Below are 13350 nucleotides of genomic sequence, written 5' to 3'. Positions count from 1 at the left end.
TCGGGGGTGGGTCAGCTGCCGGTGCCGCGGTAGGCGCGCAGGCCCGCGCGCCAGGCCAGACCGGCCGCGGCGCAGCAGAGCACGGCGGCGACGGGCGAGGCGTACTGGAAGGCGGCGGGCAGGCCGAGCGGGTCGGGCCGGTCGAGGATGCGCAGCGCGGGGAGCCAGTTGACGAACGCCAGCGGGACGCCGAAGACCACGCCGGCCACCAGCTCCCTGGCGAAGATCGTCGGCGGGTACTGCAGCAGGGTGGCGCCGCCGTAGGTGAGGGAGTTCTGCAGCTCGCCGGCCTCGCCCCACCAGAACTGCACGGTGGCGCCGCCGATGAAGAGCGCCGCGAAGATGGCGCTGCCGCAGACCAGCAGGACGGGCACCAGGAGGGCCTTGTCCCAGGTCCAGTGGACGTCCAGGGCGGTCAGCGACCAGACGAGCACCGCCGCGCCCTGGAGGGGCCGGCCGAGCCGGCGCAGGGTGAAACGCTCGGCGCAGAGCTGGGCCAGGGCCGGGGCGGGCCGGATCAGCATGGTGTCCAGGCTGCCGGTGCGGATCCGCTCACCGAGCGCGTCGGCGGTGCCCACCAGCAGGTTGGCGGTGCCCAGCGCGAAGGACGACGTGCCGTACAGGAAGCCGAGTTCGGGCAGGGTCCAGCCGCCGAGGGCGCTGGTGTGCCGGAACATCAGCAGGACGACGACGAAGTCGAGGAAGGTGACGACCGTGCTGGCCACGGCCATCAGGGCGAAGGAGAGCCGGTAGGCCATGGTGGAGCGCTGCCACATGGCGGCCACCAGCCACCAGGAGCCGACCGCCCAGCGGACCCGGGCGGCCAGCGGCTCGGGCCGGACGGTCGGGACGGTCACGGGCCGCCCGGCGGCCCCGGCGGAAGGTGCACCGGCGGCAGGTGCACCGGCGGCAGACGCGCCCGCGGCAGACGCACCGGCCGCAAGCGCCTCGGAGCGGAAGGCGTCAGCCACCCTGGACCACCACCTTGCGGGTCGCGAGCCGCTGGACGGCACGGCCGGCGCCGAGCAGCAGCGCCGCCCAGAGCAGCTGGAGCCCGAGGATGCCGAGCAGCCCGGCGCCGGTGTGCCGCTCCAGGAAGACGTCCGTCGGGATCTGGATCATCGCGGCCCAGGGCAGCAGCGGGGCGACCTCGCCGAGCCACCCGGGGAAGAGCCCGAGCGGGAGCAGCATCCCGGAGAAGAACATCGTCACCACGACCATGACCGAGCGGATCCCCTCGGCGTCCTGCATCCAGAAGCCGGTGAGCGAGACCAGGAAGCGCAGCCCGAAGCTGACCACCACGGCGAGCAGGACGGAGAGCAGGAAGGCGGCCCAGACCGCGGGCTCGTGCGGCAGCCGGGTGTCGAAGGAGAGCGCGCCCGCCGCGGTCGGCAGGATGCCGCGGGCGAGCAGCTGGAAGCCGGCCCGCCCGAGGTCGGTGGCCAGCCACCAGCCCTGGAAGTCGACCGGGCGGTAGAGGTCGATGGCGATGTCGCCGCTGCGGAAGCGGTCCTTGATGTCGTCCTGGAAGCCGCCGCCCAGGACGGCGACGGTGGCCAGCAGGGCCTGGCTGATCCAGATGTAGGTGACGGCCTGGGCGGTGTCGTAGCCGCCGAGACCGGGCCTGGCCTGCCAGAGGGCGAGGAAGGTGTAGGCGAGGATGAAGCCGAAGACGGTGTTGGTGACGGTGCCGGCCAGGGTGGCGGCGCGGTAGCCGGCGAAGCGGCGGAAGCCGGCGCGGGCGACGGCGAGGTAGAGGCGGGCGGAGGGGCCGAGGCGGACGGCGCCGCCGGTATCGGGAGGGGGCCTGAGCTGCGTCGCAGCCGGCACGGCGTTCAGCATATTGTCTCCTTGTCGACAAAGACGGGCATGGAGCTGTGCCTGGGAACACCAGCGCACGCCGGAGTAGCCCCGACCGCCGCGACCCGGGGGGTACCGGGCCCGACGGGCAGAGCTGCCCGAACTGAGTGCGCTATGTGGTTTGCACCTTTCACCGTACCGCCGACGATCACCACGCGCATCCGGTTTACGCAACACCTGATCGCGGATCAAATAGCACATAATCGCGGCATGACTCTGAGGGCAGACCACCGCACCCGGCGCCAGGCCAAACGGGCCGCCCGCCGCGAAGCGCGCCGCGCCAAGCCGCTCTGGCGCCGGCTCCTGCCCACCTGGCGGGTCACCCTCGGCGCGCTCACCGCCGTACTGCTCCTCGCCGTCGGCTCCTTCGCGGTGCTCTACCTCATCGTCCCGGTGCCCGACGCCAACGCCCACGCCGTCGCCCAGAACAACATCTACCTCTACGCCGACGGCACCACCGAGATCGCCCGCACCGGCGCGGTCAACCGCACCGACGTGACGATCCAGCAGATCCCGCTGGACACCCAGCACGCCGTCGTCGCCGCCGAGGACCGCAGCTTCTACCAGAACCGCGGGATCGACCTGTCCGGCATGATCCGGGCCGGCTGGAACACCCTCATCGGCAAGGGCATGCAGGGCGGCTCCACGATCACCCAGCAGTACGTCAAGAACTACTACCTGACCCAGGACCAGACCATCGAGCGCAAGGGCCGCGAGCTCTTCATCGCCCTCAAGGTCGACCAGCAGCGCGGCAAGGACGAGATCCTCTCCGGCTACCTCAACAGCAGCTACTTCGGCCGCGGCGCCTACGGCATCCAGAGCGCCGCCCACGCCTACTACGGCGTCGACGTCTCCGCCCTCACCCTCCCCCAGGGCGCCTACCTCGCCGCCCTGCTCCAGGGCCCCAGCATCTACGACGTCAAGACCGCCACCCCCGCCAACCGCGAGAAGGCCCTCGCCCGCTGGAACTACACCCTCGACGGCATGGTCCAGCTCGGCTTCCTCAGCGCCACCGACCGCGCCGCCACCACCTTCCCCGAGCCGATCGACCCCCAGCCCGCGACGGGCCTCAGCGGCCAGGCCGGCTACCTGGTCGGCGTCGCCGACGACTACCTCGTCTCCTCCGGCATCATCGACACCCCCACCCTCAAGGCCGGCGGCTGGCGGATCACCACCACCTTCGACAAGGACAAGCAGGAGGCCTTCGCCAAGGCCGTCCAGCAGGAGCTCACCGACGAGCTGGACCCCAAGGCCCGGCCCACCACCGACACCGACGTCCGCGTCGCCGGCGCCTCCGTCGAGCCCGCCACCGGCCGCGTCGTCGCCGTCTACGGCGGCCCCGACTACGCCAAGCAGCCGTACAACGACGCGCTCCGCCAGGACAACCAGATCGGCTCCACCTTCAAGCCCTTCGACCTCGCCGCCGGCATCGACTCCGGCCGCAGCAGCGGCGACGGCCGCCCGATCACCACCGAGACCCGCTACGACGGCACCAGCGAGCGCCCCGTCACCGGCGGCCCCACCCCGTACGCGCCGCCCAACGAGGACGACACCGACTACGGCAACATCACCCTGCGCTACGCCATGGTCAAGTCGGTCAACTCGGTCTACGCCCAGGAGGGCGTCGACGCCGGGCTCGCGCACGTCCGCGAGACCGCCGTCCGCCTCGGCATCCCCGACAACGTCCGCGGCATGGACCCGGCCAACACCTCGATGACCCTGGGCACCGCGACGCCCAGCGCCCTCAACCTGGCCGGCGCCTACGCCGGATTCGCCAACCACGGCCAGGCGTTCACCCCGTGGTCGGTCGTCAAGCTCGAACGCGTCCACCCCGGCGGCGCCATCGACGTCCCCAAGATGCCCGACCACGTCGCCACCACCGCGCTCGACCGCGGCACCGCCGACGCCGTCACCGACGTACTGCGCGACGTCGTCACCCCGCGCGGCACCGGCGCCGCCGCCCTCGAACTCGGCCGCCCCGCCGCCGGCAAGACCGGCACCACCGACTCCAACCTCTCGGCCTGGTTCGCCGGCTTCACCCCCGAACTCGCCACCACCGTCGGCCTCTTCCGGGAGCACCCGAAGACCCACGCCAAGGAACCGCTCTCCGGCACCGCCGGCTTCACCCGGATCAACGGCGGCACCTTCCCCACCCAGATCTGGACCGCCTACATGAGCGAGGCGCTCGACGGCACCGACGTCCAGGACTTCGACCTCGAACCCAGCCGCGGCAACAACCGGGCGGAGACCCCGACCGCCACCACCGCGCCCTCGCCGACCGCCACCCCGACCACCACGGCCACCGCCACGGCGACCGCCACCGCGCCCGCCCCCAGCGCCCCCGCGCCGACCCAGCCGGCCCCCACCGCCCCGCGCCCGGAGCCCAGCAGCCGGCCCGCCGAACCCCAGCAGCCCACCACCGTCCCGACGCCGCCGAGCTACACGCCCGCCCCGGAGCAACCCTCCGCCCCGCCCCAGCCGCCCACCCCCACCGGCCGGCCCACGCCCACCCGGCCCACAGCGCCGCCGACCGCGACCACGCCGCCCCAGCCCACCGGAGCCGCCACCCCGCCCCCGGCCCGGTAGCCGCGCCGGCGGCGGGGTGCCGGGAGCCGGCCTGCCGCCGCGCCTACGCCGACAGCTCCCGCTCCAGCGGCGTCCGGAACCGCGGCGTCACCCGCACCTCCCCCAGCCAGCCCGCCAGCCGCGCCGCCTCCGCCGCAACCGCCGCCCCGGCCTGCGCCCCGACGTCCGAGAAGAACCGCCACACCACCTCGCCGTCGGGGCGCTGCGCCCAGCCGCCCACCACCCGGCCGCACCACCACACCGTCGGCCCCGCGTTCCCGGCCCGGTCGAACAGCGCCGGGACGTCCTCCGGCCGCAGGTACCAGTCCCGGCCGCGCCAGCCCATCACCGTCGGGTCCAGCCCCGGCAGCAGCGCCGCCCACGGCTCGGGCTCCGGCACCGGCCCGGTGTCCGACGGCAGCACCAGCCCCGCCCCGCCGCCCGCCAGCGCGACGTCCACCGCACCCACGTCACCCAGCGCCCTGCGGGTGTCCCCCAGCGTCCAGCCCGTCCACCACTTCACGTCCTCGACCGTGGCCGGCCCGTACGCCGCCAGCCAGCGCCGCACCACCTCGGCCTTCGCCTCCCCCACCGGTACGTCCGGCCACTGCGCCACCGGCGCCCAGGGGTAGCTGCTGCTCAGCCAGGACCCGCGCGGACGGCACCGCCGCACGTGCCCGTCCGAGGCCAGCAGCCGCAGCAGCCGGCTGCCCACGCTCTGCTTCGCCTCGTACGGCTTGCCGGCCGACATCAGCATGGTCTCGCGCATGGCCGGGACGTCCGCGCCGAGCTCGCTCGTGGTCGCCTCGCCGCGCCGCTCCAGCGCGGCCAGCACCGCCCGCTCCGTCTCGGCCAGCCGGGCCTCGTCCCAGCCCTCGGCGAACTCCCGCAGGTGCTTCAGCAGCGTCGCCCGCTCCTTGACGGCGATCGCCCGCGCCGTCGACGCGCTCACGAAGGGCGCGAAGTCCTCCGTCACCGCGAAGAGCGTCCGCCGCATCGACAGCAGCTTCACCAGCGTGACGTCCTCGTAGAGCGCCCGCTCGACCTCCCCCGCCGACGGCTCCGCCAGCCGCGCGCAGGCCGACAGGTACACCGTCGCCGCGTCGGTGGCGTGCAGACCCACCACCGCGTCCGCCACCTGCTCGACCCGGGCCGCCCGGCCGGCCGCCGCCAACAGGTGCCGCCGCCCCAGCCGGGCGCGGCGCTGTTCGTCACTGATCGGAATCGGACCGCTGCTCATGGCGGGACCCTAGCGCCCGCCACCGACACAGCCGCCGACGACGCCGACGCCACCCGCCGGGAGCGGCGTCGGCGTCGGCGGGCGCTCAGTCGACCGGCACGAACCGGTCGTCGACCGTCCAACCCGGCCCCAGCTCACGGCGCAGCGCGACCAGGGCGGCCCTGGCCTGTGCGTTGAACCGGTCCTGCTCCTCCCGCGGCCAGGGAGACGGGTCCGGCGGGTACTCCACGTCGAGCGACGACTGGTAGCGGTCGGCCAGCTCGGAGAGCTCCGCCCGCAGCGCAGGACTGATCGGCAGCCGGGCGAGCTCGGTCGGGTGACCGTACGGGCTGTCCGGGTCGTGCGGCCACAGCGGCGTATCGACGCCGTATTCGAAGAAGTACCGCAGGTGATCCACGTCGGTCCCCTCCCCCGGGTCGACCCGTTCAGTGGTCGTGCAGTGGTCGTGCAGCGGGCGTGCCGGCCTCGGGCCCGGCGGCCGCCGGGCCCGAGGCCCCCGCTGCCCCGGATCAGAGGTAGAGGCCGGTCGAACCCTCGGCGTCGCCGAAGCGCATCGCGGCCACGGCGTGCAGGTCGCGCTCACGCAGCAACACGTAGGTGGCGCCGCGGACCTCGACCTCCAGCTTGTCCTCCGGGTCGTACAGCACGCGGTCGCCCGGCTCCACCGAGCGCACGCTCTGGCCGACCGCGACCGCCTCCGCCCAGGCACAGCGCTTGGACAGCTCGGCGGTCGCCGGAATGAGGATGCCGCCGGTGGAACGGCGCTCGCCCTCGCCGCCCTCGGTCTTCACCAGGACGCGGTCGTGCAGCATCTTGATCGGAAGCTTCTCGCCCAGCCGGTCGTGACGCGGCGAGTCGGACACGTGCGGGGCGGTCTGCGGGGTCGGTTCGTCGTTCGTACTCACGCCCCCGAAGGTACCGCTCCCGGGCGGGCGGTGTGACGCTGGCCCGGCATGCGGAAAGGCCGGGCGCCACCGGCACCCGGCCCGGACGACCTCCCCGCTCAGCCCTTGCGGCGCTTGCGGGACGAGGCCACCAGCAGCACCAGACCGACGCCGACCAGCGCGGCCGGGACGATCCGCTCCTTGCGCGGCTGCCCCTTGTCGTCGACGAACTGCGCCTTGGCCTTCTCCACCAGCCCGCTGGCCGCCACGTAGGCCCGGCCGGCCTTCTCCTCCACCGTGGCCACGGCCTTGGCTTTCACCTGGGCGGAGATGGTGCTCGGGTGCACGCGCATGGCCAGCTCGTCCAGGGTCGACGCCAGCTGGGTGCGGGTGCGGGCGATGTCCGCCTCGATCTGGGCGGTCGTCCGCGCCGACATGTCCTTCGTGCTCGCCTCGCCCACTCGGGCCACCCCAATTCACTGATGTTGTCCTGTGCGACTGACCCAGTCTGTCAGCTGCTCTGCACGGCCGCGCGGCCCCACCCACCATCGGGGGTAAGTTTGCGGTGGTACGACCACCCGTCCACGCACCAGGAGAGTCCCCCGTGTCTGAGCGACTCCAGCCCGGCGACACCGCGCCCGCCTTCAGCCTGTCCGACGCCGACGGCAACCAGGTGTCCCTCGCCGACCACCTCGGCCGCAAGGTGATCGTCTACTTCTACCCGGCCGCGCTCACCCCCGGCTGCACCAAGCAGGCCTGCGACTTCACCGACAACCTGGAGGTGTTCGCCGGCGCCGGCTACGACGTCATCGGCATCTCGCCGGACAAGCCGGAGAAGCTCGGCAAGTTCCGCGAGGCCGAGGACCTCAAGGTCACCCTGCTCTCCGACCCGGACCACGCCGTCCTGGAGGCCTACGGCGCGTACGGCGAGAAGCAGAACTACGGCCGGACGTACGTCGGCGTGATCCGCTCCACCGTCGTCGTCGACGAGCAGGGCAAGGTCGAGCGCGCCCTCTACAACGTCAAGGCCACCGGCCACGTGGCCAAGCTGCTGCGCGACCTCAAGGTCGAGGCGGCCTGACCCGACTCCCCGCCGGGGCACGGCCGGTGTCACTTCGCCACCGCCGTGCCCCGGTGCTGTCCGCGCCGGACACGACGCAGCGGTGGCGGCGCACCCCCCGACCGGGTGCACCGCCACCGCCGTTCCTCACCTCGGCGGACCGCCGTGATCAGCAGGCCCCGAGGTCGCTCCAGACTCCCCAGGCTCCGCTGAGCGAGGGGTCCTCACCCTTGGTCCACCACTTGTTCTGGTAGTAGTGGCCCTTCCACGACACCTTGGTGGTGGTCGCGTAGGTGGTCGCCGCGTCCCAGCTCGGTGCTCCGGCGCAGCCGGCCGGGGTGGTCGGCGGCGTCGTCGGCGGAGTGGTCGGCGGAGTGGTGGGAGGCGTCGTCGGCGGGGTCGTCGGCGGGGTGGTGGGAGGCGTCGTCGGCGGGGTGGTGGGAGGCGTGCTCCCGTCCGCCGCGCCGCGGGTCAGGTCGCCCTTCAGCCCGTACAGCGTGCCGCCGACGTTGACCGTCCAGTTCGACGGCGTCGACACCGGGAGGTAGTAGACGAAGTCCATGTCGATCGACGCGCCCGGCGCCAGCGACTGCCAGCCCGGCAGCTTCACCGACACCCGGTTGTAGGTGCCCTTGAGGCCGCCCACGTTGCCCGGCCCGGGGTTGTCCTGCTTGATGACGGTCAGGCCGAAGCCGGACTGGTCCTTGGCGTTGCCCGGGGCAGAGTTGCTGTAGTCGAACTGGAACTCGGTGCCGCCCGGCAGGGTCAGCGCCGAGTTGTTGACAATGTGGATCTTCGGGTTGATCGGGTAGTTCGAGTCACCCAGCGCGAAGTTGGTGAACGACACGTCGATCGGCAGGGTCTGCTGCGGCAGCGCCGTGGTCGACCGGACCGCACCGTACGGCGTGGCCGCCTTGAACTTGTCGTACATCACCGAGGTCAGCGTCGAGCCCGGCACGTACTGGCCCTTGCCGCCGTTGGCGGCCGCGTCCCACTTGTAGTCGCCCGCAAGCTCCCAGATCATCGCGCCGCCGGCGCCGCGGTCGACGATGTAGTCCGCCTTGGCGGCCACCGACTGCTCGTCCTCGGTGGAGAGGAACACCTTCTTGGTGTCGTTCCACAGCCACGGCGCCACCAGGGCGGAGCTGTAGTTGCGGGTGTAGGTGCCCTGCAGCGCGGTGTCCGTCACGCCGTACTTGGCGAGGTAGTCGGGCACGACGCCCTTCTCCAGGTTCTTCGCGTGCCACATCGGGTTCGACCCGGCCGGGGACTCCTTGCCCGCGTCGTCCTTGTCGTTCCAGATGTTGTCGATGCCGACCGCGCCGTCACCGCAGGTGGTCAGGCCGGAGCCGACCGGGCAGGTGTTGGTGGACGAGGTGCCCCAGAGGCCGTTGGTGCCGCCGGTGACGTTCTTGAACCCGCGCGTGTAGTACGGCAGGCCGACGTTGATCCGGCCGCCCGGCATCGCGCCGCGGAAGTAGTGGTACGACCAGTCCGCGTTCAGGTAGCCGATCCCGCCGTACTGCGCGGTGCCGTAGACGTTTGCCGCCGCCAGCTCGCCGTCCTTGCCGTCGTCGAACAGCGAGGCGTTCGGGCCGACGTACTTGTTCCAGGCGCCGTGCAGGTCGTACGACATGATGTTGACGTAGTCCAGGTACTGCGCGACCTGGAAGGTCTCCATCCCGCGCAGCAGGTAGCCGGACGACGGCGCCGCGACCGAGAGCAGGTAGTGCCTGCCGTCGGCGGCGCCGGCCCGGTCCAGCTTCTCGCGCAGCGTCTTCATCAGGGCCGCGTAGCCCTTGGCCAGCGAGCCGCGCTTGCCGTTGGCGAGCTGCCAGTCCAGCGGGTTGCCCGCGTCCTTCATCGAGGTCGGGTACTCGTAGTCGATGTCGACGCCGTTGAAGCCGTACTTCTTGATGAAGTCGACCGCCGAGGTGGCGAAGGTGTCGATGCCGGCCTGGTTGACGCTGCCGTCCGGGTTGACGGTCATCGAGTAGAAGCCGCCGGAGTTGACGCGCTTGCCGTCGTCGCCGAAGTACCCGCCGGTCTCGGTCCAACCGCCCACCGAGATCATGGTCTTGACGTTCGGGTACTGCTTCTTGAACTTCGTCAGCAGGTTGAAGTGGCCCTTGTAGGGCAGCGACGGGTCCAGCTCGGCACCGGGCACGCCCGGGAACGAGATGCCGGTGGCCTCGTTCTTGTCGTTGTCGGTGCCGACGGAGAGCTTGTTGTCGCCGCCGACGTGCCCGAACGCGTAGTTGAGGTGGGTGACCTTGTCCCAGGGGACGTCGCTCACCAGGTAGGGCGGCGTGCCGTCCTTGCCCGTCCGCCAGCCGGTGAAGTAGCCGATGATGCGGCGCTGGTGGTCGGCGCCCATCTTCTCGCGGCCGCTGGTGTCGTAGACGCTGCAGTACGGGACGTCGACCCCGGGGGTCTGGTACAGCCCGTCGGGGCGGCAGGCCGCGTTGTCGACGGCGGCGGACGCCTGCGAGGGCGCCGCGCCCAGCGTCGCCATCAGCAGGCCGGCCAGGCCGGCGGCCGCCAGCGAGGCCAGGCCGGCACGGGCGGCCGGGCTCGTGGAGCGGCGGTCGGCGGTGGGACGCCGCGTCGCCGTGCTTCGGATCAACACTCGGTCCTCCGGGAGAGAGTGTCGGCGCGTACCTGTGGGGGAGCACGCACGTGGGGGAATGCAGAATTGGCGCTGAAGGTATGTGGTCTGAACCACATAGGTCAATAGGTCTGTACCAATTGGCCGTCAGTTCCCCAAAACCCGTCCCCGGAACGGCCGGTTCCGGAGACGTCCCGGCAAGGCCGTGACCGATCCGCCCGTCGATCGTTCACCGACCCGGGGGACGGGCGCACACCAGCCCGAAGGGGGACGACCATGACGGTCAGGTACACGCGTGAACTGCTGGCGGAACTCGCGGCGTCGGCTGCCACACTCGACGAGATGCTCACCACCCTCGACAGAGAGCCGAACAAGGATCGGCGCAAGTACCTGCGCCGCAAGCTGACCGAGTACGCGATCGACACCTCGCACTTCCGACACGCCGGAAGCGTCTACACCCGCGAGGTCCTCACGGAAGCGGTCTCGGCCTGCCAGAGCGTGGCCGGGGTGGTCCGGCACCTCAACCAGCGCCAGGCAGGTGGCACCCAGGCCCACATCGGCCGCCGGATCAAGGCGCTCGGTATCGACACCTCGCACTTCACCGGGCAGGCCCACAGTCGCGGCAAGCGGGGGCCCACCCGCATTCCGGCCGAACGGCTCCTCACTCGACGCCCGCGGGAGGCCAAACGACTGCCGGGCGCGCGAATCCGCCAGGCGCTGGCGGAACTCGGCCGGCCCGAGTTGTGTGAGGGCTGCGGCACCGGCCCCGAGTGGCAGGGGCGTCCACTGACCCTGGAGGTCGATCACATCAGCGGGGACTGGTCCGACAACCGACCCGGCAACCTCCGGTTGCTCTGCCCGAACTGCCACGCCGTCACCGAGACTTACTGCGGCCGCAACAGGCGCAGGCGCGCCGAGCCGGCCCCGGCGGGCGGCCAGGACGACGACGCCCCTCGAAATGGCGGTGTCCGCGCCCGGGACGAGCCCCTAGACTGAAGGCCATGCGGCCTTGGCGAAATGGCAGCCGCGCGGGTTTTAGGTGCCCGTGGGAGAAATCCCGTGAGGGTTCGAATCCCTCAGGCCGCACGAGCCTTTGAATCGAAGGCCCGCTCGAAGAGGTTCGTCGAGCGGGCCTTCGGCTTTCCGGGGGCCGGTCTCAGCCCAGCAGGTCCTTCACCACCGGGGCCAGGGCGCGGAAGGCCTGGCCGCGGTGGCTGATGGCGTTCTTCTCCGCCGGGGTCAGTTCGGCGCAGGTGCGGGTCTCGCCGAGGGGCTGGAGGATCGGGTCGTAGCCGAAGCCGCCGTCCCCGGACGGTGCGGTGCGGAGGATGCCGAGGAGCCGGCCCTCGACGACGCGCTCGGTGCCGTCGGGCAGGGCGAGGGCGGCCGCGCAGAAGAAGTGGGCGCCGCGGTGGGCGGCGTCGATGTCGGAGAGCTGGGCGAGCAGCAGCTCCAGGTTGGCGCGGTCGTCGCCGTGCTTGCCGGCCCAGCGGGCGGAGAAGATGCCGGGGGCGCCGTTGAGCACGTCCACGCAGAGGCCGGAGTCGTCGGCCACGGCGGGCAGGCCGGTGGCCCGGGCGAGAGCGTGGGCCTTGAGGAGGGCGTTCTCGGCGAAGGTCACGCCGGTCTCGGGGACGTCCGGGACCTCGGGGTAGGCGTCGGCGCCGACCAGTTCGACGTCGAGGCCGGCGTCACCCAGGATGGCCCGGAGCTCGGCGACCTTGTGCTGGTTGCGGGTGGCGAGAATCAGACGGGTGGACATGAACCCACCCTAACCGCCCGGGCCGGGCGGACCGGCGTCAGCCGGTGCAGACCTTGGTCAGGTTGCCGGCGGCGTCGCCCAGCGGCTTGAGGTCCGGGACCTGCTTGTTGTTGACGGCCTGCTGGAGCTTGTCGACCTGGGTGTTGAGGTCGGTGACGGCCTTGGCGACGTCGGTGTTCGAGGAGTTCTTGCCCAGCTGGTCCAGGTCGTTCTTCAGCTTCTGCAGCGACTGCCCGGCGGTGGCCGCGTCGTTGCTCGCGTTGTTGAACGCGGAGACGACGTCGTTGACGTCACCCGTGATGGTGACGGCGGTGTTGCCGCAGTCGATGGCCTTCTGGACGGCGGAGCAGCTGACCACGCTGAGCGGCAGGACGGCGATGAGCGCGGCCACGGCGAGGGCGGCGGGGCGGGTGATGCCGGCGCGGGTGATGCTGTCGGGCATCAAGTCCTCCTCGGAGCGCGGGTTCCGTAGGGGACGGACGCGCGCGAGGGGCTCGCGGTTCCCGCAAACGGTGTGCTGCGGGAACCGTACGGTCTCCGGGCCCGGCGTGTAAACGCCGGGCCGCGAAGAGCCGGTGGTGAAGCGGGGTGCAGCAGGAGGGAGCGGCGTGAAGGGGGGTCAGCCTTCCAGGGCCTTGCGCTGGATCTCGTCCAGCTCGGCGCAGCCGAGGGTGCCGAGGTCGAGGAGCCGGTCGAGCAGGGCGCGGTCGAAGGGGGCGCCCTCGGCGGTGCCCTGGACCTCGACGAAGCGGCCGTCGGAGGTGCAGACGATGTTCATGTCGGTCTCGGCGCGGACGTCCTCCTCGTACTGGAGGTCGAGCATGGGGACGCCGTCGATGATGCCGACGCTGACGGCGCTCACGCCGCCGGTGATCGGCTGGCCCTTGGCGCGCAGGATCTTCTTCTCGCGGGCCCAGGAGACGGCGTCGACGAGGGCGACGTAGGCGCCGGTGATGGCGGCGGTGCGGGTGCCGCCGTCGGCCTGGAGGACGTCGCAGTCGAGCACGATGGTGTTCTCGGCCAGCGCGCGGTGGTCGATGACGGCGCGCAGGGAGCGGCCGATCAGGCGGCTGATCTCGTGGGTGCGGCCGCCGATCCGGCCCTTGACGGCCTCGCGGTCGCCGCGGGTGTTGGTGGCGCGGGGGAGCATGGAGTACTCGGCGGTGACCCAGCCCTCGCCGCTGCCCTTGCGCCAGCGCGGGACGCCCTCGGTGACGCTGGCGGTGCACAGCACCTTGGTGTCGCCGTAGGAGATGAGGACGGAGCCTTCGGCGTGCTTGCTCCAGCCCCGTTCGATGGTGATGGGGCGGAGCTGGTCGGGGGTGCGGCCGTCGATGCGTGACATAGGCACCGAGCGTAGCCGCTCCGTCG

General features: G+C 72.1%; 13 protein-coding genes and 1 tRNA gene. 4 read left to right on the top strand and 10 right to left on the bottom strand.

Annotated elements, in window-relative coordinates:
• Window positions 1-11 precede the first annotated feature (11 nt).
• Entirely contained in the window at window positions 12-857 is an 846-nt protein-coding gene (locus ACIPSC_RS25640) for an ABC transporter permease (protein ID WP_400828399.1), read from the bottom strand.
• Between the two features lie 106 nt (window positions 858-963).
• Window positions 964-1842: an ABC transporter permease gene (locus ACIPSC_RS25635; RefSeq protein WP_400828398.1), complete on the bottom strand. Its 879-nt coding sequence runs from the start codon at window positions 1840-1842 to the stop codon at window positions 964-966.
• Between the two features lie 228 nt (window positions 1843-2070).
• Here ACIPSC_RS25635 and ACIPSC_RS25630 point away from each other — a divergent pair, with 228 nt between their 5' ends.
• Window positions 2071-4446 carry a transglycosylase domain-containing protein gene (locus ACIPSC_RS25630; RefSeq protein ID WP_400828397.1) on the top strand — a complete coding sequence of 792 codons (2376 nt, stop codon included), beginning with the start codon at window positions 2071-2073 and terminating at the stop codon, window positions 4444-4446.
• A 43-nt stretch (window positions 4447-4489) separates the two neighbouring features.
• On the opposite strand, the gene ACIPSC_RS25625 is transcribed toward ACIPSC_RS25630, so the two are convergent.
• From ACIPSC_RS25625 to ACIPSC_RS25610, 4 genes are all read right to left on the bottom strand, one after another.
• The gene (locus ACIPSC_RS25625; RefSeq protein ID WP_400828396.1) at window positions 4490-5665 is read right to left on the bottom strand and encodes a winged helix DNA-binding domain-containing protein; all 1176 of its coding nucleotides are present in this window, start codon (window positions 5663-5665) and stop codon (window positions 4490-4492) included.
• Window positions 5666-5750: 85 nt separating this feature from the next.
• Window positions 5751-6062 carry a hypothetical protein gene (locus ACIPSC_RS25620; RefSeq protein ID WP_400828395.1) on the bottom strand — a complete coding sequence of 104 codons (312 nt, stop codon included), beginning with the start codon at window positions 6060-6062 and terminating at the stop codon, window positions 5751-5753.
• A gap of 112 nt (window positions 6063-6174) precedes the next feature.
• Window positions 6175-6477, bottom strand: a complete 303-nt coding sequence (locus ACIPSC_RS25615) for a co-chaperone GroES (protein WP_313767833.1) — start codon at window positions 6475-6477, stop codon at window positions 6175-6177.
• A 191-nt stretch (window positions 6478-6668) separates the two neighbouring features.
• Complete coding sequence (locus ACIPSC_RS25610) at window positions 6669-7010, bottom strand: DUF3618 domain-containing protein (protein WP_400828394.1); 342 nt, start codon at window positions 7008-7010, stop codon at window positions 6669-6671.
• A gap of 143 nt (window positions 7011-7153) precedes the next feature.
• Between ACIPSC_RS25610 and bcp the strand changes: the two genes are divergently transcribed.
• The gene (gene bcp / locus ACIPSC_RS25605; protein WP_400828393.1) at window positions 7154-7630 is read left to right on the top strand and encodes a thioredoxin-dependent thiol peroxidase; all 477 of its coding nucleotides are present in this window, start codon (window positions 7154-7156) and stop codon (window positions 7628-7630) included.
• 148 nt (window positions 7631-7778) lie between these two features.
• Here bcp and ACIPSC_RS25600 read toward each other — a convergent pair whose 3' ends face one another.
• Window positions 7779-10232 carry a chitinase C-terminal domain-containing protein gene (locus ACIPSC_RS25600; RefSeq protein WP_400828485.1) on the bottom strand — a complete coding sequence of 818 codons (2454 nt, stop codon included), beginning with the start codon at window positions 10230-10232 and terminating at the stop codon, window positions 7779-7781.
• A 261-nt stretch (window positions 10233-10493) separates the two neighbouring features.
• Between ACIPSC_RS25600 and ACIPSC_RS25595 the strand changes: the two genes are divergently transcribed.
• Window positions 10494-11213 carry an HNH endonuclease gene (locus ACIPSC_RS25595; protein ID WP_400828392.1) on the top strand — a complete coding sequence of 240 codons (720 nt, stop codon included), beginning with the start codon at window positions 10494-10496 and terminating at the stop codon, window positions 11211-11213.
• A 7-nt stretch (window positions 11214-11220) separates the two neighbouring features.
• Window positions 11221-11303: transfer RNA gene (locus ACIPSC_RS25590), tRNA-Leu, on the top strand.
• Between the two features lie 70 nt (window positions 11304-11373).
• On the opposite strand, the gene rdgB is transcribed toward ACIPSC_RS25590, so the two are convergent.
• From rdgB to rph, 3 genes are all read right to left on the bottom strand, one after another.
• The gene (rdgB, locus tag ACIPSC_RS25585; RefSeq protein ID WP_400828391.1) at window positions 11374-11979 is read right to left on the bottom strand and encodes an RdgB/HAM1 family non-canonical purine NTP pyrophosphatase; all 606 of its coding nucleotides are present in this window, start codon (window positions 11977-11979) and stop codon (window positions 11374-11376) included.
• A gap of 37 nt (window positions 11980-12016) precedes the next feature.
• The gene (locus ACIPSC_RS25580) at window positions 12017-12421 is read right to left on the bottom strand and encodes a hypothetical protein (protein ID WP_400828390.1); all 405 of its coding nucleotides are present in this window, start codon (window positions 12419-12421) and stop codon (window positions 12017-12019) included.
• A 177-nt stretch (window positions 12422-12598) separates the two neighbouring features.
• Window positions 12599-13324 carry a ribonuclease PH gene (gene rph, locus ACIPSC_RS25575; RefSeq protein WP_400828389.1) on the bottom strand — a complete coding sequence of 242 codons (726 nt, stop codon included), beginning with the start codon at window positions 13322-13324 and terminating at the stop codon, window positions 12599-12601.
• Between the last annotated feature and the right edge of the window lie 26 nt (window positions 13325-13350).

The sequence above is a fragment of the Kitasatospora sp. NPDC090091 genome (assembly GCF_044747365.1).
GTDB lineage: Bacteria > Actinomycetota > Actinomycetes > Streptomycetales > Streptomycetaceae > Kitasatospora.
The sequence above is the reverse complement of the archived record's forward strand: the minus strand, read 5'-3'. Positions and strand labels throughout refer to the sequence as shown.

Excerpts from the sequence above, each read along its gene's own strand:
- ACIPSC_RS25635 (WP_400828398.1), bottom strand. The coding sequence starts at position 1,842 with ATGCTGAACGCCGTGCCGGCTGCGACGCAGCTCAGGCCCCCTCCCGAT.
- ACIPSC_RS25630 (WP_400828397.1), top strand. The coding sequence starts at position 2,071 with ATGACTCTGAGGGCAGACCACCGCACCCGGCGCCAGGCCAAACGGGCC.
- ACIPSC_RS25580 (WP_400828390.1), bottom strand. The coding sequence starts at position 12,421 with ATGCCCGACAGCATCACCCGCGCCGGCATCACCCGCCCCGCCGCCCTC.
- ACIPSC_RS25595 (WP_400828392.1), top strand. The coding sequence starts at position 10,494 with ATGACGGTCAGGTACACGCGTGAACTGCTGGCGGAACTCGCGGCGTCG.
- ACIPSC_RS25625 (WP_400828396.1), bottom strand. The coding sequence starts at position 5,665 with ATGAGCAGCGGTCCGATTCCGATCAGTGACGAACAGCGCCGCGCCCGG.
- rdgB (WP_400828391.1), bottom strand. The coding sequence starts at position 11,979 with ATGTCCACCCGTCTGATTCTCGCCACCCGCAACCAGCACAAGGTCGCC.
- ACIPSC_RS25615 (WP_313767833.1), bottom strand. The coding sequence starts at position 6,477 with ATGCTGCACGACCGCGTCCTGGTGAAGACCGAGGGCGGCGAGGGCGAG.
- rph (WP_400828389.1), bottom strand. The coding sequence starts at position 13,324 with ATGTCACGCATCGACGGCCGCACCCCCGACCAGCTCCGCCCCATCACC.